Origin of the sequence: Streptomyces sp. NPDC051180 (assembly GCF_040689545.1) — a bacterium.
In the GTDB taxonomy this organism is placed as follows: domain Bacteria; phylum Actinomycetota; class Actinomycetes; order Streptomycetales; family Streptomycetaceae; genus Streptomyces.
The window spans coordinates 106,534-126,896 of record NZ_JBFBBC010000009.1 but is presented as its reverse complement, the minus strand read 5'-3'; the positions used below and the strand labels follow the sequence as shown (position 1 = coordinate 126,896).

The 20,363-nt window shown below is 69.2% G+C and carries 25 protein-coding genes; 18 read left to right on the top strand and 7 right to left on the bottom strand.

Annotated features, from left to right (window positions below):
* The first annotated feature begins 25 nt into the window (after positions 1–25).
* The 5 genes from AB0424_RS18095 (at position 26) to AB0424_RS18075 (ending at position 4,982) form a co-directional block, all read left to right on the top strand.
* Positions 26–1,276 carry an RCCLKC-tail radical SAM protein gene (locus AB0424_RS18095; protein ID WP_366306481.1) on the top strand — a complete coding sequence of 417 codons (1,251 nt, stop codon included), beginning with the start codon at positions 26–28 and terminating at the stop codon, positions 1,274–1,276.
* A 30-nt stretch (positions 1,277–1,306) separates the two neighbouring features.
* Positions 1,307–2,566, top strand: coding sequence for a GNAT family N-acetyltransferase (locus AB0424_RS18090; RefSeq protein ID WP_366306479.1), 1,260 nt, complete (start codon positions 1,307–1,309; stop codon positions 2,564–2,566).
* A 37-nt stretch (positions 2,567–2,603) separates the two neighbouring features.
* Positions 2,604–3,710: a GTP-binding protein gene (locus tag AB0424_RS18085; RefSeq protein WP_366306477.1), complete on the top strand. Its 1,107-nt coding sequence runs from the start codon at positions 2,604–2,606 to the stop codon at positions 3,708–3,710.
* A 19-nt stretch (positions 3,711–3,729) separates the two neighbouring features.
* The gene (locus AB0424_RS18080; RefSeq protein ID WP_366306475.1) at positions 3,730–4,518 is read left to right on the top strand and encodes a methyltransferase domain-containing protein; all 789 of its coding nucleotides are present in this window, start codon (positions 3,730–3,732) and stop codon (positions 4,516–4,518) included.
* A gap of 128 nt (positions 4,519–4,646) precedes the next feature.
* A complete protein-coding gene (locus AB0424_RS18075) occupies positions 4,647–4,982 on the top strand; it encodes a metalloregulator ArsR/SmtB family transcription factor (protein WP_366306473.1) in 336 nt (111 codons plus the stop codon).
* Between the two features lie 220 nt (positions 4,983–5,202).
* On the opposite strand, the gene trxB is transcribed toward AB0424_RS18075, so the two are convergent.
* Both trxB and AB0424_RS18065 read right to left on the bottom strand, forming a co-directional pair.
* Positions 5,203–6,201 carry a thioredoxin-disulfide reductase gene (gene trxB / locus AB0424_RS18070; RefSeq protein ID WP_366306471.1) on the bottom strand — a complete coding sequence of 333 codons (999 nt, stop codon included), beginning with the start codon at positions 6,199–6,201 and terminating at the stop codon, positions 5,203–5,205.
* Between the two features lie 5 nt (positions 6,202–6,206).
* Entirely contained in the window at positions 6,207–6,626 is a 420-nt protein-coding gene (locus AB0424_RS18065) for an arsenate reductase ArsC (protein ID WP_366306469.1), read from the bottom strand.
* Positions 6,627–6,697: 71 nt separating this feature from the next.
* Here AB0424_RS18065 and AB0424_RS18060 point away from each other — a divergent pair, with 71 nt between their 5' ends.
* From AB0424_RS18060 to AB0424_RS18045, 4 genes are all read left to right on the top strand, one after another.
* Positions 6,698–7,006: a metalloregulator ArsR/SmtB family transcription factor gene (locus AB0424_RS18060; RefSeq protein WP_366306467.1), complete on the top strand. Its 309-nt coding sequence runs from the start codon at positions 6,698–6,700 to the stop codon at positions 7,004–7,006.
* Positions 7,003–8,088, top strand: coding sequence for an ACR3 family arsenite efflux transporter (gene arsB / locus AB0424_RS18055; protein ID WP_366306465.1), 1,086 nt, complete (start codon positions 7,003–7,005; stop codon positions 8,086–8,088). The genes AB0424_RS18060 and arsB overlap by 4 nt, the downstream gene beginning before the upstream one ends.
* Before the next feature lie 71 nt (positions 8,089–8,159).
* Positions 8,160–9,218: an ArsO family NAD(P)H-dependent flavin-containing monooxygenase gene (locus AB0424_RS18050; RefSeq protein WP_366306463.1), complete on the top strand. Its 1,059-nt coding sequence runs from the start codon at positions 8,160–8,162 to the stop codon at positions 9,216–9,218.
* 86 nt (positions 9,219–9,304) lie between these two features.
* The gene (locus AB0424_RS18045; protein ID WP_366306461.1) at positions 9,305–9,682 is read left to right on the top strand and encodes a metalloregulator ArsR/SmtB family transcription factor; all 378 of its coding nucleotides are present in this window, start codon (positions 9,305–9,307) and stop codon (positions 9,680–9,682) included.
* A 10-nt stretch (positions 9,683–9,692) separates the two neighbouring features.
* Here AB0424_RS18045 and AB0424_RS18040 read toward each other — a convergent pair whose 3' ends face one another.
* A complete protein-coding gene (locus tag AB0424_RS18040; RefSeq protein WP_366306459.1) occupies positions 9,693–10,106 on the bottom strand; it encodes an arsenate reductase ArsC in 414 nt (137 codons plus the stop codon).
* 87 nt (positions 10,107–10,193) lie between these two features.
* On the opposite strand from AB0424_RS18040, the gene AB0424_RS18035 reads away from it, so the two are divergent.
* The 7 genes from AB0424_RS18035 to AB0424_RS18005 all read left to right on the top strand — a co-directional run bounded on the left by AB0424_RS18035 (position 10,194) and on the right by AB0424_RS18005 (position 16,276).
* Complete coding sequence (locus tag AB0424_RS18035) at positions 10,194–10,502, top strand: metalloregulator ArsR/SmtB family transcription factor (RefSeq protein ID WP_366306457.1); 309 nt, start codon at positions 10,194–10,196, stop codon at positions 10,500–10,502.
* A gap of 581 nt (positions 10,503–11,083) precedes the next feature.
* Entirely contained in the window at positions 11,084–12,346 is a 1,263-nt protein-coding gene (locus tag AB0424_RS18030; protein WP_366306455.1) for an ATP-grasp domain-containing protein, read from the top strand.
* Between the two features lie 49 nt (positions 12,347–12,395).
* The gene (mtnA, locus tag AB0424_RS18025; protein ID WP_366306453.1) at positions 12,396–13,421 is read left to right on the top strand and encodes an S-methyl-5-thioribose-1-phosphate isomerase; all 1,026 of its coding nucleotides are present in this window, start codon (positions 12,396–12,398) and stop codon (positions 13,419–13,421) included.
* Entirely contained in the window at positions 13,418–14,080 is a 663-nt protein-coding gene (mtnB, locus tag AB0424_RS18020; RefSeq protein WP_366306452.1) for a methylthioribulose 1-phosphate dehydratase, read from the top strand. The genes mtnA and mtnB overlap by 4 nt, the downstream gene beginning before the upstream one ends.
* Before the next feature lie 24 nt (positions 14,081–14,104).
* A complete protein-coding gene (locus AB0424_RS18015) occupies positions 14,105–14,680 on the top strand; it encodes a cupin (RefSeq protein ID WP_366306450.1) in 576 nt (191 codons plus the stop codon).
* Complete coding sequence (gene mtnC / locus AB0424_RS18010) at positions 14,680–15,462, top strand: acireductone synthase (protein ID WP_366306448.1); 783 nt, start codon at positions 14,680–14,682, stop codon at positions 15,460–15,462. The genes AB0424_RS18015 and mtnC overlap by 1 nt, the downstream gene beginning before the upstream one ends.
* Complete coding sequence (locus AB0424_RS18005) at positions 15,455–16,276, top strand: S-methyl-5'-thioadenosine phosphorylase (protein WP_366306446.1); 822 nt, start codon at positions 15,455–15,457, stop codon at positions 16,274–16,276. Before mtnC ends, AB0424_RS18005 begins: the two co-directional genes overlap by 8 nt.
* Positions 16,277–16,357: 81 nt before the next feature.
* Here the strand turns inward: AB0424_RS18005 and AB0424_RS18000 are convergent, their stop codons facing one another.
* Together AB0424_RS18000 and AB0424_RS17995 are read right to left on the bottom strand one after the other, a co-directional pair.
* Positions 16,358–16,870: an N-acetyltransferase family protein gene (locus tag AB0424_RS18000; protein ID WP_366306444.1), complete on the bottom strand. Its 513-nt coding sequence runs from the start codon at positions 16,868–16,870 to the stop codon at positions 16,358–16,360.
* A 129-nt stretch (positions 16,871–16,999) separates the two neighbouring features.
* Positions 17,000–18,118 (bottom strand): permease, encoded by a 1,119-nt coding sequence (locus AB0424_RS17995; RefSeq protein ID WP_366306443.1) that lies wholly within the window; start codon positions 18,116–18,118, stop codon positions 17,000–17,002.
* 398 nt (positions 18,119–18,516) lie between these two features.
* On the opposite strand from AB0424_RS17995, the gene AB0424_RS17990 reads away from it, so the two are divergent.
* Both AB0424_RS17990 and AB0424_RS17985 read left to right on the top strand, forming a co-directional pair.
* Positions 18,517–18,846, top strand: coding sequence for a metalloregulator ArsR/SmtB family transcription factor (locus AB0424_RS17990; protein ID WP_229902042.1), 330 nt, complete (start codon positions 18,517–18,519; stop codon positions 18,844–18,846).
* 107 nt (positions 18,847–18,953) lie between these two features.
* The gene (locus tag AB0424_RS17985; protein ID WP_366306763.1) at positions 18,954–19,253 is read left to right on the top strand and encodes a metalloregulator ArsR/SmtB family transcription factor; all 300 of its coding nucleotides are present in this window, start codon (positions 18,954–18,956) and stop codon (positions 19,251–19,253) included.
* A gap of 89 nt (positions 19,254–19,342) precedes the next feature.
* On the opposite strand, the gene AB0424_RS17980 is transcribed toward AB0424_RS17985, so the two are convergent.
* Entirely contained in the window at positions 19,343–19,738 is a 396-nt protein-coding gene (locus tag AB0424_RS17980) for an N-acetyltransferase family protein (RefSeq protein ID WP_366306761.1), read from the bottom strand.
* Positions 19,739–19,765: 27 nt separating this feature from the next.
* Complete coding sequence (locus AB0424_RS17975) at positions 19,766–20,128, bottom strand: metalloregulator ArsR/SmtB family transcription factor (protein ID WP_366306441.1); 363 nt, start codon at positions 20,126–20,128, stop codon at positions 19,766–19,768.
* Positions 20,129–20,363 lie beyond the last annotated feature (235 nt).

Here is a 20,363-nt window from a genome sequence, read left to right as displayed (position 1 = left end):
CCTTGATCACTCCCTGGGGGGAAGTGTGAGTAGTCCCCGTGTTCTGGTTGCCTCCGCGTTCGAAGCGGAGCTCCAGCCCCTGACGTCCGCGTGTGCGGCCGCCGCTCTCCAGCAGCACGGCGCCGACGTGGTCGGCTGGGACGCGCACCTGCTTCCCGACGCCATGCCGGAAGGCCCCTTCGACCTCACCCTCGTCTCGGTCCAGCAGTTCGAGGGCCTCGAGCGGGGGATCGCCCTCGCACGCCGAGTCTCGGAGGCGTACGGCACCACGGTCGTGACCTTCGGCCAGTACGCGCAGATGAACCACCGGGAATTCCTCGACGTCGCCGACGGCATCATCATGGAGGAGCCCGAGCTCATCAGCGCGGAGCTCGCCCAGCTCGCCGCCGGCACGCTGACACTCGACGCGGTGCCCGCCCTGATGACGCGGGGCGGCATGCGACCCAAGCCCCCGCGCCGGCGCATCTCGGTCACCAAGCCTGCCCGGGACCTGTTCCCCTCCCTCGTCCACTACCCGGCGCATCACTCGCCGTTCGGCCTGATGGGCAACATCGAGGCATCCCGCGGCTGTCACCACAAGTGCACCTACTGCTCCGTCTACGGCGCGTACGACGGCGGTGTTGCCGCCTACGACGCCGACAGTGTCCTGGCTGACGCCCTGCAGCTGGCGGAGGAAGGCGTCCGGCACTTCTGTTTCATCGACGCCGAGTTCTTCAACTCCCGCACCATCGGCATCGGTGTGGTCGAGCGACTCGTCGAGGCCATCGGCCCCATCACGTTCGAGTTCACCACCCGCGTCGACCACGTCCTCGACTACACCAAGGAACTGGAGAAGCTCGTCTCGCTCGGGCTGCGCCGTGTCACCTGCGCCCTCGAGTTCCCCTCGAACCGCATCCTGCGCATCTTCGACAAGCACATCGACGTCGATCACATGCGCGAGGCGGTGGACGAGGCCGAGCGGATCGGGTTCGAGCTGTACCCGACATTCATCCCGTTCACCCCGTGGATCGAGTACGAGGAGCTCCTCGGCTTCGAGGACTGGCTGGTCGAGACGGGCCTCGCCCGCGTCACCGACCCCACCGCCCTGCAGACCCGCCTGCTGCTGTTCAAGGGTTCCCCGCTGCTCTCCTCGCCCTGGATGGAGGACATCGCCACCGTCGACCGCGGCTTCTGGGTGGAGTGGACCCACCCCGACAAGCGGGTCGAGGAGCTCTGGCAGGAGCGTCGCACCGACGCCGAGGACGCGGGCAAGATCCGCTGCTGCGTGAAGTGCTGACCCACCCGCTCACAAGAAAAGGACACTGACATGGGTGGATCACCCCGCGTCGTCATCTCCACCGGCCAGGCTCTCCCGGACATGGACTGGGCCGGCGAGCTCGCCGGCCTCACCGACTCGTGGCCGTACCTCGGTCCCACCTGGCTGCGTGCCACCGAGAAGGTGCTCCCCGACATCCAGCCCTGGCACACCCTCGCCCACCGCGCCCGTGGCGAGCTGGCACTCCTCCCCGGGTACATCCTCACGACGCCGCCGGTCGTCGACCACGAGCCGCGCACCTACCTCGGATGGCAGGCCCCCTCCGGCGAGGAGGTGTGCTGCGGCGCGGAGACCGATGCGGCGCGCAGCGCCGAGGTCGACGCGCTGGGAACCGAGCCCTTCTTCCCGACGCTGCTGCTCGGTTCCCCGCTGGGCTACCGCACCGAGGTCGCCTACAACTTCTGGACCCCCACGCTGATGGGGTCCATCGTCGACAAGCTCGTGCCCGCCGCCTTCGAGGCCGGCATCCGATGCATCGTCGCCCCCTGGATTCCGAGCAGGCGTGGCAACGACGCCCTCGTCGACGCCCTCGATGCCGCCGGCGCGTCCACCACCTTCTGGGGTTACGAGGACTTCATGAGCCTCGACGCACCGAACTGGGAAGGGCACCTCGCCGCCCTGCCGTTGAAGAAGCGCCAGCGCATCAAGGGCGACGTCCGCCGCGCCGAGGCCGCCGGAGTGACCATCGAGCGTGTCGACGGCACCGACATCCGCCCGTACGTCGCCCGCATCGCCGAACTCACCTGCCTCAACCGGGAGAAGAACGGCGCCGGCGAGGAACCCGAGCACATCGTCGGGATTCTCTCCGCGCTCATCGACGAGGGCGCGGACGTCCGCGCCTACCTCGGCTACAAGGACGGCGCCCTGGTCGCCACCTGCGTCACCATCCGCAAGAACCACCGCCTGTTCCCGAAGTGGGCCGGCTTCGACTACGCCGCGATCGGCGAGCGCAGCGGCATCTACTTCGCCCTCGTCCTCGACGCGCCCGTCCGCGACGCCTACGCCGAGGGGCTGCGCACCGTCGAGTTCGGCGCCGGAGCCCACCAGGCGAAGGCGCTGCGCGGATGCACCCCGCGCGAAGTGCGTACCTCGATGCTGCTCTCCGACCCGGCACTGCGGCCGCAGGCGAGTGCCTGGCTCGACGCCTTCGGCAGGAGCAGGCGCGTCGCGTTCGGCGCCGCGTCCCCCGCTCCGGCCCAGCCCGTGAACCTGCCTCTCCTGGGCGGCTCCGGCGACAGCTGCTGCGGCTGACCCCGCCCGGCTCCACGACAAGGACGAGAAGGACCACATGATCACCTTCATCCCCCTGACCGGATTCCTCGGGGCGGGCAAGACCACGACCATGACCGCCGCCGCGCTCGCGCTCCAGGAGCAGGGCCGCAAGGTCGCCGTCATCACCAACGACCAGGGCGTCGAACTGGTCGACACGAAGCTGGTGCGCAGCAAGCTCGACAGCGTCGCCGAGGTCACGGGCGGCTGCTTCTGCTGCAAGTTCGAGGACCTCGTCGAGGCGATCGTCGCGCTCGTCGCCTCCGACAGCGTCGACACCGTGATCGCCGAAGCCGTCGGCAGCTGCACGGACCTCCAGGCCACCGTCGTACGGCCGCTGCGCCAGTACTACGGCGACGACATGGTCGTCGCCCCGCTGACCACGGTGGTCGACCCGCTTCGGCACCTGGCCTTCGCCCGCGCCGCCGAGCGGGGTGAGCCGGAGTCGGACCTGTCGTACCTCTTCCGCCAGCAGGTCACCGAAGCCGACGTCATCGCCGTGAACAAGCTGGACACCATCAAGGCGGACCGGGCCGAGGAACTGCTCGCCTCGCTCCGTACGAGCAACCCGAAGGCGACCGTCGTCGGCTACTCGGCCACCACCGGCGCCCACCTGGAGACGCTGCTCGACGCGTGGCAGGCGCCGGCGACGAACGAGGACGTCGTCCTCGACATCGACTACGACCGGTACGCGGCCGCCGAAGCCCAGCTCGCCTGGATGAACCAGGAGCTCGACCTCACCGCAGCGGGAGACGGTTTCGACGCGACCGCCTGGGCCCGCACCGTCCTCCAAGAGCTGTCCGCCTGGGCCGCGGAGCACGACGCCGTGATCGGCCACGCCAAGATCACCGTGGAGACGTCCGACGGCGACTTCGCCAAGCTCAGCCTCACCGAGTCCGGCGCGCAGCCCACCCTCGACCGCGCCGCCGTCGCGGACGCGCCGGCCGGTCGGGCCGTCGTCAACGCCCGGGTCGCCTGCGAGCCCGACGCCCTGGACGCGGCCGTCACCGAGGCCGTCAAGGCCGCCGACCTGGCCACCGCCGTCACCTCCTCGGCGACCACCCCGGTGTCGTTCAAGCCCTCCTACCCGCGCCCCGTGCATCGCCTCGCCCCCGCCGGCGCCTGACCGAGAAGGACCACCCGCCATGAGCGACACCACCACCGCCGGCAGCCTGCAGGAAGAGGTCCGGGAGTACTACCGGGCCAAGGCCGCCGAAGCCGAGACCAGCGGCGCCTGCTGCTCGCCCGACCCGCAGACCTTCGGCCCCGCCGCGTATGACGAGATCGGCCCCGGTACCGCCCCGGACGCCGCCCTCCTCGCCAGCCTCGGCTGCGGAAACCCGAGCGCCGTCGCCGAACTGCGCGAGGGCGAGACGGTCCTCGACCTCGGCTCCGGCGGCGGACTGGACGTCATCCTCAGCGCCCGGCGCGTCGGCCCGGACGGCCGCGTCTTCGGCCTGGACTTCCTGGAGGAGATGCTCGCGCTCGCCGCCCGCAACGTGGCCGACGCCGAAATCGACAACGTCGTCCTCCTCAAGGGAACGATCGAGTCCATCCCGCTGCCCGCCGACACCGTCGACGTGATCATCTCCAACTGTGTGATCAACCTGTCGCTGAACAAGCCCGCCGTCTTCGCCGAGATGGCCCGCGTCCTCACCCCGGGCGGCCGCCTCGGCATCAGCGATGTCGTCGCCGAGGACCGGCTCAGCCCCGAGGAGCGAGCCGAACGCGGCGGGCACAGCCAGTGCATCGCCGGCGCCCTCTCGGTCGCCGAGTACAAGGAACTCCTCGGCGCGGTCGGCCTGAAGGACGCGGAGGTCGTGTTCACCCAGGAGGCGGCCGACGGCCTCCACGCCGCGATCATCCGCGCTCACAAGCCGGCGGACGGCACCCCCGCCGCAGTCGACTGTGCTCCGGGCGGCTCCTGCTGCTGACCGCGTCGTCACACCGGGGCCGTGGCCGGAGCCGAAGCTCCGGCCACGGCCTCTGATCGCACGGCCGGTCCGCCGCTCTCCGCTCTCCGAGCGGTGGCGGTGATCCTCCTGGTCCGCTAAGGATGCCCATGTCCGAAACGTCGCTCGACCGGGAGACCGTCGAGGAGTACGCCCGCTGGTTCCGAGCCCTGGCAGACCCCACGCGCATCCGCATCATGCGGTTTCTGAGCGGTCGGCCGGGGCCCGTGCCGGTGGGGGAGATCGTCGATCATCTTCGGCTCAACCAGTCGACCGTCTCGCACCACCTGAAGATCCTCCACACCGTCCGCTTCCTCACCAGGCGCCGTGCCGGTGCCAGCATGCGGTACGCCATCAACCCCCGCTGCATCACCGAGTTTCCCAGCGCAGCCGACATCCTCATCGGGGCCCCGGTCCACTCCTGTCGGGAACCGGGATCCGGTTGAAGGCATCTCGGTCGCTGACGTGAGAGCACTTCAGCCGGCAACGAGTCTCGTTGCCGGCTCCTCGTGCTTGCTCGTGCCTGTGGATCAGGGGAAGACCGGCCGGAGCGCGGTGCGCCCTGCCGACCGGGGAGAGGGCCAGCTCCTGCCCGTCAGGTCCGCCAACGTGACGGGCAGGAGCTGGTGTTCATGGGGGAGGCGAAGGGAGAGCCTCGGTGCCGGCTCAGGCGGTGACGGCGAGGCTCGCGGCGGCCTTGCTCCTGTCGGCCAGGTCGGCGAGGTAACGCTCGGCGTCGAGTGCGGCCCGGCAGCCGGAGCCTGCCGCGGTGATGGCCTGCCGGTAGGTGTGGTCGACGACGTCGCCGGCAGCGAAGACGCCAGGCACGTTCGTGCGAGTGGAGGGCGACTCCACGGTGATGTAGCCCTCGTCGTCGAGGTCGATCTGGCCGGTGAAGAGTTCCGTGCGAGGGTCGTGGCCGATCGCGATGAACAGCCCTGTGGCGTCGAGGTCGCGGGTCCTGCCGGTGAAGGTGTCGCGCAGGACGACGCCGGCGAGCATGCCGTTCTCGGACGTGATCTCGGCGATCTCACTGTCGAAGGCGAAGGAGATCTTGTCGTCCGCGAAGGCGCGGTTCTGCATGACCTGGGAGGCGCGCAGGGTCGAGCGCCGGTGGACGACGGTCACGGAGCGGGCGAAGCGGGTGAGGAAGGTGGCTTCCTCCATGGCGGTGTCCCCTCCGCCGACCACGACGATGTCGCGGTCACGGAAGAAGAAGCCGTCGCAGGTGGCGCACCACGAGACACCGCGGCCCGAGAGTTCGTCCTCGTTCGGCAGGCCGAGCTTGCGGTAGCCGGAGCCGGTCGCGATGATCACGGCCTTGGCGCGGTGGGTCGTGCCCTCGCTGTCGGTGACTTCCTTGATGTCGCCGGTCAGGTCGACGGAGACGATGTCGTCATCGATCATCTCGGCGCCGAAGCGCTCGGCCTGGGCCCGCATGTCGTCCATGAGGTCGGGGCCTTCGATGCCGGTGGGGAAGCCGGGGAAGTTCTCGACCTCGGTCGTCGTGGTCAGGGACCCGCCGACGAAGATCGAACTGCCGAAGAGCAGGGGCTTGAGCTGGGCTCGGGCGGTGTAGAGGGCGGCGGTGTATCCGGCGGGGCCGGAGCCTATGACGATGACCTCACGGACGTCGCCCCCGGTCGCTGCGTTCGAGTCGGTCAAGGGAGTCACGCCTCCTGCTTCGCGTCGATCTCGGCGATGAGCTCCTCGACGAGGACCTTGATCTCATCCCGGATGGGGCGGACAGCCTCGACGCCCTGGCCGGCCGGGTCCTCCAGGGCCCAGTCGAGGTACTTCTTGCCGGGGAAGATCGGGCAGGCGTCTCCGCAGCCCATGGTGATGACGTAGTCGGAAGCCTGGACGGCCTCGCTGGTGAGCACCTTCGGCTTCTGGTCGGAGATGTCGACGCCGGCCTCGGCCATGGCCTCGACGGCGGCCGGGTTGACCTGGTCACCCGGGATCGAACCGGCGGAGCGGACTTCGACGCGGTCGCCGGCCAGGTGGTTGAGGAATCCGGCGGCCATCTGGGAGCGGCCCGCGTTGTGGACGCAGACGAAGAGCACGGAGGCGAGCGGAGCGGTGGTCATCGGTTCTTCCTTGCCGGCGAGAGGTCAGCCTCAGCTGGTATCAGCAGCGAGTGATGTGAGAGTATCAGTCCATGATGACGTCAGTCGATACTGATCTGATCCGGGTTCTGGCCGATCCCCTCAGGCTCCAGATCGTGACCCTGCTCGCCCGCGAGACCCTCTGCACCACGCACCTCGTCGAGGAGACGGGAGCCAGGCAGACCAACCTCTCCAACCATCTGCGCGTGCTGCGTGAGGCCGGTGTCGTGGAGACCGAGCCCTGCGGTCGCTTCACCTACTACCGCCTGAAGGCCGACGTCATCGCCCAGGTCGCCGGCCAGTTCGCCGACCTGGCCGAGTCCGCCCGTACCGCTGCCGACAACAAGAGGGCCTGTCCGTGACTCCCACCCAAGCGCCCGCTCAGGCGGCGGATTCCTCGGTCGCCGCGAAGCTGTCGACGCTCGACCGCTTCCTCGCCGTCTGGATCCTCCTCGCCATGGGCCTCGGCCTCGGGCTCGGGCGGCTGATCCCAGGCATGGACGACGCCTTGGCCAAGGTCGAGATCGGTGGCATCTCGCTGCCCATCGCCGTCGGCCTGCTGATCATGATGTACCCGGTCCTCGCCAAGGTCCGGTACGACAAGCTCGACGCCGTCACCGGCGACAAGAAGCTCATGGTCTCGTCGCTCGTCATCAACTGGATCCTCGGCCCGGCACTCATGTTCGCCCTCGCCTGGATCTTCCTGCCGGACCTGCCTGAGTACCGCACCGGCCTGATCATCGTCGGCCTGGCGCGGTGCATCGCCATGGTGATCATCTGGAACGACCTGGCCTGCGGCGACCGTGAGGCAGCCGCCGTCCTCGTCGCGTTGAACTCGGTCTTCCAGGTCATCGCCTTCGGCGTCCTGGGCTGGTTCTACCTCGACCTGCTGCCTGGCCGGCTGGGCCTCGGCGAGGGCGAGACGCTCGACATCTCGATGTGGAAGATCGCCCTGAACGTCGTCATCTTCCTCGGCGTTCCGCTGGTCGCCGGATTCCTCACCCGCCGGATCGGCGAAAAGAGCATGGGCCGGGACTCGTACGAGACGAAGTTCCTGCCGAAGATCGGACCGTGGGCGCTCTACGGGCTGCTCTTCACGATCGTCATCCTTTTCGCCCTCCAGGGGAAGACCATCACCTCGCAGCCGCTGGACGTCGCGAGGATCGCGCTGCCGCTCCTCGTCTACTTCGCGGTCATGTGGTTCGGCACCTTCGCTCTCGGCAAGACGATCGGCCTCACCTACGATCGCACCGCAACGCTCGCCTTCACCGCCGCCGGCAACAACTTCGAACTCGCCATCGCCGTCGCCATCGCCACCTTCGGCGTCACCTCCGGCCAGGCGCTCTCCGGAGTCGTCGGCCCGCTCATCGAGGTGCCCGTCCTCGTCGCGCTCGTGTACGTGTCGCTGGCCTGGCGCAAGAAATTCGCCCCTGCCCAGCGGTAGCGCAATTCCACTCCGCGGTGCCTCGCCCCTCCGACCGGGCGAGGCACCGTCGTACGAAGGAAGCCGGAGAGATGAGCAGCTCACTCGACGTCGTCGTGATCGGTGCCGGCCAGGCGGGACTCGCCGCCGGATACCACCTGCGCCGCCTCGGCGGCCTCGACTTCGCCGTCCTGGACGCGCAGCCCAGGCCGGGGGGATCCTGGCAGCACACCTGGGACTCTCTGCACCTCTTCTCGCCGGCCGCGTACTCGTCCCTTCCTGGTCGCCTCATGCCGCCGCAGCGAGGGAAGGTGTACCCCGACGCCCCGCACGTCATCGACTACCTGACCGACTACGAGCAGCGATACGAGCTCCCCGTCCACCGTCCCGTCCGCGTCCAGGCGGTCCGCCGCGACGGCGGGCACCTTCGCGTCGAGACCGACTCCGGTACCTGGCGTGCCCGAGCCGTCGTCAGCGCCACTGGAACGTGGTCACGGCCGTTCCTCCCCGCCGTCCCCGGGCGTGAGGGGTTCCAGGGGAGGCAACTCCACACCGTCGAGTACCGAAATCCCGGCGAGTTCGCCGGGATGCGCGTCGTCGTTGTCGGAGGCGGGAACTCCGGAGCACAGATCGCCGCCGATCTCGCGTACGACACCGACCTCACCTGGGTCACGCAGCGCCCCGCGCGGTACCTGGCCGACGACATCGACGGTCGTGCCCTCTTCGACCACGCCACCGCCCGCCGCCGCGCGCTCGATGAAGGCCGCGGCGACGGCGGGGGAGTCGGCTCCTTGGGCGACATCGTCGCCGTGCCGCCTGTACGCGAAGCCCGCGATGCGGGACTCCTCAAGGCGCAGCCGATGTTCGCGCGTGTGGCGGGGGCCGGAGTCGAATGGGCCGACGGTGCGCGCGCCGAGGCCGACGCGATCATCTGGTGCACGGGCTTCCGACCCGCTCTCGCCCACCTCGCCCCGCTCGGGCTCCGCGGCCCTCGCGGACGCATCCCCACGCGGGGAACCGAGGCCGTCGGGGAGCCTCGGCTACATCTGCTCGGGTACGGCGACTGGACCGGACCGGCTTCGGCCACGCTCGTCGGCGTCGGCCGGCCCGCGCGCGAAGCGGCGCGAGCGATCGACTCCCTTCTGCGATGAGGCTGCGAGTGAACGAAAGGTGAACGCCTGACGGATATCGATCGTCGGGTTGGCCGTGCGATCTTGCCGACTCGTATGGTGTCCTGATGGCAACTCCGTTGGCAGGCATACCGATCGAGGACGTGAGCGTGGAGCGCTGTGTGCCCTCCACGGGGCGGCTGATCGACCGCAGCGAAGTCGAATTGCTGACCGCTCAGTTGAAGGCGATGGCCGACCAGACCCGTCTCCAGATCGTCCACCTCATCGACCAGGCACCGGCCGGCGAACTCTGTGTCTGCGACCTGACCGAGTCGCTCGACCTGGCGCAGCCCACGGTGAGTCGTCACCTGAAGATCCTCACCACCGCGGGGCTGCTTCGCCGTGAACAGCGAGGAACCTGGGCCTGGTTCTCGATCCGCTGGGATGCGCTCCAGGAGCTCAGGAAGCACGCGTTCCCTCGAGGCGTCGACTGCTCGCCCTGCTGACCCTTCGGGTTCAGCGTGTCGGCGCCGCGTCCAGCTCTGCGATGAGGGTGTCGACGAGGGCCTTGATCGCGTCGCGGATGGGGCGCACTGCATCCACCCCCTGCCCGGCCGGGTCATCGATCTTCCAGTCGAGGTAGCGCTTTCCAGGGAAGACCTCGCAGGTGTCCCCACAGCCCATGGTGACGCACACGTCCGACGCTTCGACGGCTTCCGTGGTGAGAATGGCGGGGACCTCCGCGGACATGTCGATCCCGACTTCACGCATCGCTTCGACCGCAGCCGGATTCACCGCCGATGCCGGTGCGGAGCCCGCCGAACGGACCTCGATCCGGTTGCCGGCCAGGTGTCGAAGCCATGCTGCGGCCATCTGTGAGCGGCCGGCGTTGTGGACGCAGACGAACAGGACCGAGGGCATTCGGGACACGCGCGACTCCTCAAGTGAGTTCTGGTGAAGAGGTGTTCAGAAATCCGGCGTTGACACTGGTTGTGCTGGGTGTGTCACGATCAGGTCATGCTGACGTCGGTGAACGCGGAACTGCTGAGGGCCCTGGCGGACCCCCTGCGGCTTCGCATCGTGTGCCTGCTCGCCCATGAATCGCTGTGCACGACCCACCTCGTCGAGGAGACGGGTGCGCGGCAGACGAACCTGTCGAACCATCTTCGGGTTCTCCGGGAAGCGGGCGTGGTGGAGACCGAGCCCTGCGGGCGTTTCACCTACTACCGGCTGCGCGCCGAGGTGCTGGCAGACCTGGCCACCTTCTTCGGCGGTCTGGTCGATGAGGGGTGTCAAGCCTCCATGCCCCGACGACCTTGCGGGTGAACGTGCGGCCGCTTCTCCTTCGGAGCGTCCGCGACGTCTCGACATCCACTCGACGGTGACCCCGCCGGCTGCGGATCATGACCCGTGCGCGAGGGTACCCTCTCCACGCCCCTCTGGCGACCCCGACGCGGGTGGCTTTCTCGCCTCGGAAGCCGCGCGGGGGAGTGTGGGTCCAGAGCTATCCGTCAGGTTGAATGATCGATAAGTGCCGATCAATTCTGGCAGGGTGTCTTACGGCCCCAGGCCCTGTGGTGCGGCCGTGAGGGCGGATTCCGTCAGATGCGCAAGGTGTGCAAGAGCTCTTGGTGCTTACCGTTCCCAGCTGCATGAATGTCCACACCGGGTAACTCGACGCGTCTGCGCAAGCGCCCACAGAGGTGGGCGAATCGGGGCAGGGGTGTCGTGTGGCGGTGACGTCCAGCTAGGGATGACCTTCAGCCATTCATCGATCTATTGACATACATCGCTCAATGCTGGAATGGTTCCGGCCGTCGGCCGATAGAGCCGTTGCCGACCAGGGCATCGCCCCGCCTCGTCGGCCGCCTCGGCCCCGACCACACGTCGACACAAAGGTTTCCGCCATGGCCGCCACGCCCCACCCGCACTCGCCCACCACCGAGGCCCCGGTCCTGCTCCTCATGGGAAGCGGTGACCGCCGCTATCGGGAGTACATCGTGGCGGCCGTCTCCCGGCACTTCCGCCTCTGGCTCCTCGACGCGCACGAGCCGAGCTGGCAACTGCCGTACGTGCAGGGAACTTCCCTCCTCGACACGAAGAATCTCGACGAGCTGCTGACCGAGGCGAGAAAGGTCATGCGGAAGCTCCCCGTCGCGGGTGTCTTCACCTACGACGAGTCCCTCGTGCACGCCGCCGCACGCCTTGCCGAAGCCCTGGGGCTGCCCGGAAGCGCGCCCGATGCCGTGCTCGCCTGTCGCGACAAGGCGACCACCCGGGCACGTCTGACGGCCGCCGGCGTGCCACAGCCTGCCTGCACGCCGGTCTCCAAGGCGGCCGAGGCTCGCCGTGCGGCCGACGAGACCGGCTACCCCGTGGTGGTCAAGGCGCGTGGACTCGCGGGCAGCCTCGGTGTCGTCCGAGCCGACCACGGGGACGCCGTCGAAGCGGCGTTCGAAGCGGCCAGCTCCGCCAACTGGCCCGGAGTACCCCGATACGAGGCCGACGTCCTGGTCGAGGAGTACCTCACCGGCCCCGAGATCAGCATCGACGCGGTCGTCGTCGACGGCGTGTGCACCCCCATGATCGTGGCCCGCAAACAGACCGGCATGGAGCCGTACTTCGAGGAGACCGGCCACACCGTCGATGCCGCGGACCCCCTCCTGCAGGATGCCGAGCTTTTGGACCAGCTGCACCGCATCCACAAGGCGCTCGGCTTCGAGCACGGCTCCACGCACACCGAGTTCAAGCTCACGCCCAACGGGCCCCGTCTCGTCGAGATCAACGCGCGCCTCGGCGGCGACTTCATCCCCCTCATCGGGATGCTCGCCACCGGGACCGATCCGGCCGTCGCAGCCGCCCATGTAGCGGCCGGGCTCACCCCCGACACCGCGCCGAAGGAGCGGAGGGTCGCAGCCATCAGGTTCCTCTACCCGGAGGTCGACTGCGAGGCCGTCGAGCTGACCGTCCGCACCGATCTCTTCGGGCCCACGGTGCACAGTGCGGTCGCGACGGCCGGGCCCGGCACGCGGCTGGCCCTCCCGCCCCGGGCGTACATGAACCGGTACGGCCATGTCATCGCCGTCGGCGAGGACCACGACCAGGTGACCGCCGACGTGGAGGCGGCGCCCGCCCTGGTCGAACTGCGGTCGCTCCCCCTGACCGACTGACCGACTCACCGACCGGTTCCACCCTTCAGGCCCCAAGGAGCCGCAGCCCGTGAGCAAGTCCTCCGACCAGCCGTCACTGCGCTGGGACGGCGACGCGATCGTCACCCTCGACCAGCGTGCGCTGCCCCATGAGAGGCGACTCCTGCGCCTGGACACCGTGGACGACGTCATCACCGCCATTTCGACACTCGCGGTACGGGGCGCCCCCTCCATCGGGCTTGCGGGGGCTTTGGGCGTCGCGCTCTCGGCGTACACCCACTGCTTGCCCGGCAGCACCGGCGACGGGCGGGAGGCCGTGCGCGCCGACGCCCAGCGGCTTGCCGCCGCCCGTCCGACGGCCGTCAACCTGGCCTGGGCGGTCGACAGGGCCCTCGGGCGGCTCGCCGACGGCCCGGAGGCGGTCCTGTCCGAGGCCACTGCCATGATCGACGAAGACCGGGCAGTCAACCGGCAGATGGTCGCCCACGCGGTCCGCGCCGTACTGGAACGCTGTCCGCCGCGGTCCCTGCGGCTCCTGACCCACTGCAACACCGGCCGGCTGGCGACCGCGGCCGTGGGTACCGCCCTCGGCACGATTCTCGCCCTCGCCGAAGCGGGCAAGGTCGCCGAGGTGCTCGTCGACGAGACCCGGCCGCTCCTGCAGGGAGCCCGGCTGACGGCCTGGGAACTGGCAGAGGCCGGCGTGCCGCACCGCGTGTGCGTCGACAGCGCGGCTGCCGCGGCCATGGGACAGGGGCTCGTCGACTGCGTCCTCGTCGGAGCCGACCGGATCACCGCGCGCGGAGACGTGGCCAACAAGATCGGCACCTACGCGCTGGCGATCGCCGCCGCCCACCACGGCATCCCCTTCATCGTCGTCGCCCCCGAATCGTCCTGGGACAGATCCCTTGCCGACGGCCAGGACATCGTCATCGAGGAACGCGCCGACGACGAGGTGACCTCCTGCGGCGGTGTCCGCACCACCCCACCGGGTACACGCGCGTACAACCCCGCCTTCGACGTCACCCCGGCATCTCTGATCACCGCGATCGTCTCCGAGCACGGTGTCCACCACGCATCCGAGGTAGGAGCATGAGCTACGCGCCGTCCACCGCCGCCGGCAAGCGGACCGCCCAGCAGCTGGCCGACATCTCCCGCGCCCTGTACGACCGTGGATGGATGCCGGGCACGTCCGGCAACATATCCATGCGACTGCCCGACGATCCCGGTCGGGCGCTGATCACGGCCAGCGGTCGGGACAAAGGCGAACTGACCGTCCGGGACGTGGTGGAGGTGGACGCCTTCACCGGGCGGGCGTTCCCTCCCGGCGAGGACCGCCCCTCGGCGGAGACCTCCATCCACGCGGCGGTCTACCGCGTCACCGGAGCCCGAGCCGTCATCCATGTCCACGCCCCGTACGCCACCGTCATCGCCCATCGTGCCGCGGCCCCGCACGCCGTCTCCTCGGTGCGAGTGGACGGGTTCGAGCTGCTCAAGGGGCTGGGGCTGAAGGACCCGACGTCCACCTGCCTGCCGGTCTTTCCCAACTGGCTCCAGGTCGACAGGGTCGCCGACGACGTCGCCGCCCACCTCGCGGCCGATCGGGAAGGCCCGCCAGGGCTGCTTCTGGCCGATCACGGCATCACCACATGGGGCGACTCCCTTCGCCAGGCGAAGAACCGGCTCGAATGCCTTGAGTCGCTGTGCCAGCTGCTCGTGCTCTCGCAGTCCGAGCTGCACGTCTCCCGTGCCTGACGGACCCGACGAGAGGACCACACCATGACATTGCTGCAGATCATGCCGGACGACGCACCGAACACCGTGCTGCTCCGCACGCGGGACGAGGAGGCCATCAAGCAAGCCTTGGGCGAGATGTCGGTCTCCTTCACCCGGTGGCCGCTGCGTGTACGGGTGATGCCGCAGACGTCGTCCCAGGAACTGCTCGACGCCTATCGGGCCGACATCGACGTCCTGTGCGCGGACCAGGGGCTGCGGCTCGTCGACGTCGCCCGTCTCCACCCCGAGGAGGGGGTGGAGTGGGAGGAGCGCGCGGCCAAGGCGCGGTCGACATTCCTCGAAGAGCACCGGCACGCCGAGGACGAGGTCCGCTACTTCGCCCAGGGCGCCGGCTGCTTCTACCTGCACCTCGAAGACCGTGTGTACGCCGTCGTGTGCGAGGCCGGTGACCTGCTGTCGGTCCCGGCAGGCACTCGGCATTGGTTCGACATGGGACCTGTACCGGACTTCTGCGCCATCCGGTTCTTCGAGAAGGAGGACGGATGGGTCGGCGACTTCACCCAGGAGCCCATCGCCGAAGGCTTCCCCCGCCTCGACGCGCTCCTCAGGGAAGGCTGATGCCGGACATCCGGCAGGCCCGTGTTCCCGAGAAGGGGCTGCGGGCTGTCGTCCTCGACATCGAGGGGACCACGGGTTCCCTCAGCCACGTACGTGACGTCCTCTTCCCCTATGCGAGGGAGAGGCTTGCTCCCTGGCTCGCCGCTCACCGTGGAGCCGCGCCGTGGCGGAGGATTCTCGATGCGGTCGCCGCCTACACCGGGGCGGCCCACGACGAGGCGAGCGCTCTGGCCCTCCTGGAACTGTGGGCCGACGGCGACGTGAAGGCGCCGCCGCTGAAGACGCTGCAGGGACTGATCTGGTCGGGCGGCTACGACGCGGGAGAGCTCCACGGTCACGTGTACCCGGACGTTCCGCCCGCACTGGAGCACTGGCAGAGAGATGGCACAGGGCGCTTCATCTACTCCTCCGGCTCCGTGGCCGCACAGCGTGACTGGTTCGGCCACACCGCCCACGGCGACCTGCGCCCTCTGCTCGACGGCTACTTCGATCTGACGACTGCCGGCCCCAAGGCGGACGCCGACTCCTACCGTGCGATCGCGTCGGACTTGGGGCACGCACCCGCCGACCTGCTCTTCGTCAGCGACGTCGGTGCCGAGCTCGACGCCGCAGCCGCAGCCGGCTGGCGCACGGTTGCCGTGCGCCGCCCCGACGACGAGCGACCGGCCGTGAACGGCCACCAGCTTGTCGCCTCCCTCACCCCACTCGTATCCCCAACCCCCCCGGGCCACTTCACGGCACCGGTCGACACGCACGCGCAGGAGGACCCAGGCGATGAGTGATCCGTCCCCGTCGGCGACGAAGGCCGACATCGCGGTCATCGGAGGCAGCGGCTTCTACGAACTCCTGGAATCGGCAGAGCGCGTCGAGGTCTCCACCCCGTACGGCGCACCCTCCGACGCGGTGTCCGTCGGCACCGTGGGCGACCGGAGGGTGGCCTTCCTGCCCCGGCACGGCAGCCACCACGAACTGCCGCCGCACCGCATCAACTACCGCGCCAACATGTGGGCCCTGCGCTCGCTGGGAGTACGGCAGGTCCTCGCACCCTGCGCCGTCGGCTCACTGCGCGCCTCACTCGGCCCCGGAAGCGTCGTCCTCCCCGATCAGCTCGTCGACAGGACCGCCGGCCGCGTCCAGACCTACTACGAGCACGGCGCCACCCACGTGTCGTTCGCCGACCCGTACTGCGCGTCGGGCCGAGCGTCCGTACTCAAGGCAGCGGGAGAGACAGGCGCCGACGTCCACGACGGGGGAGTGATGGTGGTCGTCGAAGGGCCACGGTTCTCCACCCGCGCCGAGTCGCAGTGGTATGCAGCGGCCGGCTGGTCCCTGATCAACATGACCGGGCATCCCGAGGCCGTACTCGCCCGTGAACTCGCTCTCTGCTACACCTCCATAGCCCTGGTCACCGACTACGACGCCGGTGTGGAGCACGGCGACGGGGTCTCGCAGGACGAGGTGTTCCGCGTGTTCGCGGCGAACGTGGAACGCCTGAAGAGCCTGGTCCTGAAGACCGTCCACGACCTGGACCGCGAGCGGGCATGCGCGTGCGCGACGGCACTGGACGGGATGGACCTGCCCTTCGAGCTCCCCTGACAGGGCGGCCGGTACGGTCCGGATCCGTACCGATCACGAAGACGCAGGGCTGATGCCGGTCACCGTGGTGACCGGCATCGGTCATTCGACCACCGGGCTTCGGCGCTCCACGAGCAGGACGTCCCGCCAGACGCCATGGTGGCGGGCCACGCGCTCCCGCCGGCCCAGCACGCGGAAGCCCGCGGACTCGTGCAGAGCCAGGCTTGCCGCGTTCTCGGGAAAGATGCCCGCCTGGATGGTCCAGAATCCCGCCTTCTCCGTGGAGACGATCAGCGCATCCAGCAGCGCGCGTCCCACGCCTCTTCCACGCGCCGTGGGACAGACGTAGACGGAATGCTCGACGACCCCCGCGTACGCGGGTCGTGTCGAGACCTGTGACACGGCCGTCCAGCCGATCACGCGCCCCCTCTGCCCCAGCGCCACGAAGCGGTGAGCCGCCAGCTTGGCGGTGTCGAACGCGCTCCAGGGCGGCGCGCTGGTCTCGAACGTGGCGTTGCCCTCGTCGATGCCTTGCTGGTAGATCGCCATGACGTCCGACGCATGGTCGTCTGTCATCGGTGCCAGGGGGATGTCCGGTGGCGGTGATGCGGTCATGCGTGCTCCCTGCCTTGGCGCTCCCCCGTCGGGGGTACGCACGGAGTTCGTCAGCGGGTACGGCGACGCTCCTGCGGCGTCGGGGGTCGCCGCAGGAGCGTGGGTGGGGGGTGAGGAGGAGTACTGGGGTCAGAGCAGGGGCAGCGTGATGAGGCCGATACCCACGCTGCCGAGGAGGCCCACGCCGAGATAGAAGGCGAAGACCTTCGTCTTGACGACGCTCTTGACGGCCACCATGGCCGGGATCGTCGTGATGGCGCCGCCGAGGAGGAAGGTGACGCCCGCCGCCGCGACCATGCCCTGGTCCAGGAGGCCCTCGACGACCGGGATGGCACCGACGCCGTTGAGGTAGAGCGGGACGCTGATGAGCCCGGCGACCAGGACGGAGAGGACGCCGTCCGTGCCCAGGATGCCCGATACGACGTCGGTGGGCACATAGCGGACGATCAGGGCTTCGAGGACGATGGCGAGCAGCAGCCACTTGCCCAGGATCAGCGAGTCGCTGACGATCTCCTTCAGGATCTCGCCGGCGCGCAGATTCTTGATGTCACGCCGCACGAGCACACGCCACGGAGTACCGTCGTCCTCCTCGTCGTTCCGTGCGGCGGTGGAGCAGCCTCCTGCCGTGGCCACGGGCTCCTGCGAGGCACCTCCGCAGCCCCCTTCGGGCGTGCCGCCGACGCCGCCGCCACCGACAGCCACGGGCTCGGGCACGCTTGCCTTCACGGTGGAGCACGCCGTCTCGGGAACGGTCACCGCCTCCTGCGAACAGGTCTTGGCGGGCGCCTTCTCCTCGGTGGAGTCGAGCAGAGGATCGGCGAACCGCCCACGCCGTTCGAGCGCGAGGACGATGAGGCCCGCGCCGAAGCTCAGCACGAGGGCCCCGATGAGGCGGGCGGTGGCGATGGGGATCCCGAGCTGGGCGGCGGAGAGCGCGTAGATCTCCGGGTCCATGGAGGGGGATGCGATCCAGAACGACATGACCGCCGAGAGCGGGACGCCGGCTATCAGGAAGCGGCGGATCAGCGGGATCACGGTGAAGGAGCAGAAGGGACTGAACGCTCCGATGGCCGTGACGATGGCGATGCCGAGGACGCCCCTGCGTCCCTGGGCGAAGCTGCGGCGCGCGACCACGTCGATCGACAGACGCTGTACGGCGATCCCCAGGACGATAGCGACCAGGAACCACGGGAGATAGTGGAGCACCTCCACCAGGATGAACCGGCCAAGGGCCAGCAATTCGTCCACAGGTGAACCTCTCTGAGACGGTGACACATGAGGGGAGCGGCGCCGTGGCGTGGCATACGGGGGACGTGGCGAGCCGCGTGGGGAAGCTCGTGCGGCATCCCCTTTATCGAATATCGATGATAGACGATTAAAGGGCCGCCCGACAATGGAGTCGGCGGTGCCTCGCTCTGTCGGCCGTCAGAGGCGCCGCCCCCGGAGTCTGGTGAGGCCGTGACGTGAGTGTCTGTCCAGGTCGTACCGGTATTGGTCTGGACTGGGCGGTGGCTGTGCTGTCCGTCGTGCCGTCGACACGGATCGGGCATGTACGGGCGGCGAGCCGGGAATCCCTCCGGTGGAGGCTTCTCCGCACGGGATGAACCTTGCCGTCACAGGCGGTCATCGATTAACATCGATGGATCATGAGCGGTACGATGAATGCCCAGCTGATCGACCGAAGCACGGCCGAGTCCTATGCAACCTGGTTCAAGGCTCTCTCCGACCCCACTCGCGTGCAGATCCTCAATCTCCTGGCACTGGCCACGGGGCCGATGAGTGTCGGAGAGATCGTGGACCGGATGGGCGTCGGCCAGTCGACGGTGTCCCATCACCTGAAGCTCCTTGCCGACGTGCGATTCGTCCTGCGCGAGCGCCAGGGGACGTCAATGCTCTACTCCATCAACGTCGCCTGCGTGGCATGCTTCCCCAGCGCCGCCGACGCCGTCATGGGCCGCCCCGCGGCCTCGGCGTGAGGACCGGCCACTTGACCGAGTCTGCCTCGCACATATCCGGCGCGACCCCCGCTGCCTGCTGCCCGCCCCTTGTGACCGCCGCGCTGTCCCAAGGGGACGCCGAGATCATGGCGGCGATGTTCAAGGCGCTCGCCGACCCCGTTCGGCTCCGCCTCCTGTCCAGAGTGGCCTCCCATCCCAACGGGGAGGCGTGCGTCTGTGACATAGCCGATGTAGGTGTCTCCCAGCCCACGGTCAGCCACCATCTGAAGAAGCTCCGGGAAGCGGGCCTGCTCACCTCCGAGCGGCGCGGCACCTGGGTGTACTACCGCCCGGCGCCCGGCATCCTCGCATCGCTGGGCGAGTTTCTCGCCGACACCGAGAAGGCCGGCAGGGAAGACCTCTCTCCGGCGGCCCGGCTCTCCTGAGACGCGGTGTCGCCGCCCCGCCACCTGGGCGGCGACGCCTTTCCGTCACGGTCTGCCCGTATGCGGGCAGGCATCCAGACTCGCCTGTGTCAGTCGATGTGCGGGCTGCGGCGCTCCACGAGGACCGTGTCCCGCCAGATGCCGTGGTGGCGGCCGACGCGCTCCCGCGTGCCGACGACCCGGAAGCCCGCGCGGGCGTGGACGGCGAGGCTGGCGGCGTTCTCCGGGAAGATACCCGACTGGACGGTCCAGATCCCGGCCGCCTCGGTGGAGTCGACGAGCGCCTTCAGCAGCGCCGAGGCGACGCCGCGACCCCGCGCGTCCGGGTGCACGTACACGGAGTGCTCGACGACACCGGCGTACGCGCACCGGTCGGAGACCCTCGTGGCCGCCACCCAGACCGTCTCGAAGGTCGCGTTGCCCTCGTCGACGCCGGCCTGGTAGATCGCGACGACCTCGTCCCTTGCGAACCGATCACACCGCAGGTAGCGCTCCGACGTCCGCGGGGAGGCTCAGGTCGAGGCCGCCTTGGTGAGGAGGGCTCCCATGGCCGCGAGGACGGTGGGCTCGACGCGGTAGTACACCCACGTGCCGCGCCGTTCCGAGGAGAGCAGGCCGGCCTCCTTCAGCTTCTTCAGGTGGTGGGAGACCGTGGGCTGGGAGACGCCGACGTCGGAGATGTCGCATACGCACGCCTCGCCGCCCTCGCGCGAGGCGACGGAGGAGAAGAGCCGCAGCCGGACCGGATCGCCGAGCGCCTTGAACATCACGGCGGTGCGCTCGGCCTCCTCGGCGGTCAGCGGCCGCTCGTTCAGGGGCGGGCAGCAGGGCACGGTCTCGGGCTCCAGTACCGGCAGCAGCTCGGCGTTCGACATGCATCTATGTTGACACATGTCGAACCAATCGCCCAAGGGTCATTCGCGAGGGGGTGGTGCACCCATCAGTTCGATGAATGTCTATGTTGACGTCTATCAATTCAAGTGCCATGCTGAAGGTGCGAGAGATCGACGAACGTCGAATCAAACCCCGAAACCGGGGTCTGCGGCGGAGCCGGCCTCTTCGACCAGCCCGCCGACACACCGGCCGACGGCGGCGGCTGCTGCGCGAGCC

Coding starts and splice junctions, on each gene's coding strand:
- AB0424_RS18090 (WP_366306479.1), top strand. CDS start 1,307: ATGGGTGGATCACCCCGCGTCGTCATCTCCACCGGCCAGGCTCTCCCG.
- AB0424_RS18085 (WP_366306477.1), top strand. CDS start 2,604: ATGATCACCTTCATCCCCCTGACCGGATTCCTCGGGGCGGGCAAGACC.
- AB0424_RS18080 (WP_366306475.1), top strand. CDS start 3,730: ATGAGCGACACCACCACCGCCGGCAGCCTGCAGGAAGAGGTCCGGGAG.
- AB0424_RS18075 (WP_366306473.1), top strand. CDS start 4,647: ATGTCCGAAACGTCGCTCGACCGGGAGACCGTCGAGGAGTACGCCCGC.
- AB0424_RS18065 (WP_366306469.1), bottom strand. CDS start 6,626: ATGACCACCGCTCCGCTCGCCTCCGTGCTCTTCGTCTGCGTCCACAAC.
- AB0424_RS18060 (WP_366306467.1), top strand. CDS start 6,698: ATGATGACGTCAGTCGATACTGATCTGATCCGGGTTCTGGCCGATCCC.
- AB0424_RS18050 (WP_366306463.1), top strand. CDS start 8,160: ATGAGCAGCTCACTCGACGTCGTCGTGATCGGTGCCGGCCAGGCGGGA.
- AB0424_RS18045 (WP_366306461.1), top strand. CDS start 9,305: ATGGCAACTCCGTTGGCAGGCATACCGATCGAGGACGTGAGCGTGGAG.
- AB0424_RS18035 (WP_366306457.1), top strand. CDS start 10,194: ATGCTGACGTCGGTGAACGCGGAACTGCTGAGGGCCCTGGCGGACCCC.
- AB0424_RS18030 (WP_366306455.1), top strand. CDS start 11,084: ATGGCCGCCACGCCCCACCCGCACTCGCCCACCACCGAGGCCCCGGTC.
- mtnB (WP_366306452.1), top strand. CDS start 13,418: ATGAGCTACGCGCCGTCCACCGCCGCCGGCAAGCGGACCGCCCAGCAG.
- AB0424_RS18015 (WP_366306450.1), top strand. CDS start 14,105: ATGACATTGCTGCAGATCATGCCGGACGACGCACCGAACACCGTGCTG.
- mtnC (WP_366306448.1), top strand. CDS start 14,680: ATGCCGGACATCCGGCAGGCCCGTGTTCCCGAGAAGGGGCTGCGGGCT.
- AB0424_RS18005 (WP_366306446.1), top strand. CDS start 15,455: ATGAGTGATCCGTCCCCGTCGGCGACGAAGGCCGACATCGCGGTCATC.
- AB0424_RS18000 (WP_366306444.1), bottom strand. CDS start 16,870: ATGACCGCATCACCGCCACCGGACATCCCCCTGGCACCGATGACAGAC.
- AB0424_RS17990 (WP_229902042.1), top strand. CDS start 18,517: ATGAGCGGTACGATGAATGCCCAGCTGATCGACCGAAGCACGGCCGAG.
- AB0424_RS17985 (WP_366306763.1), top strand. CDS start 18,954: ATGGCGGCGATGTTCAAGGCGCTCGCCGACCCCGTTCGGCTCCGCCTC.
- AB0424_RS17975 (WP_366306441.1), bottom strand. CDS start 20,128: ATGTCGAACGCCGAGCTGCTGCCGGTACTGGAGCCCGAGACCGTGCCC.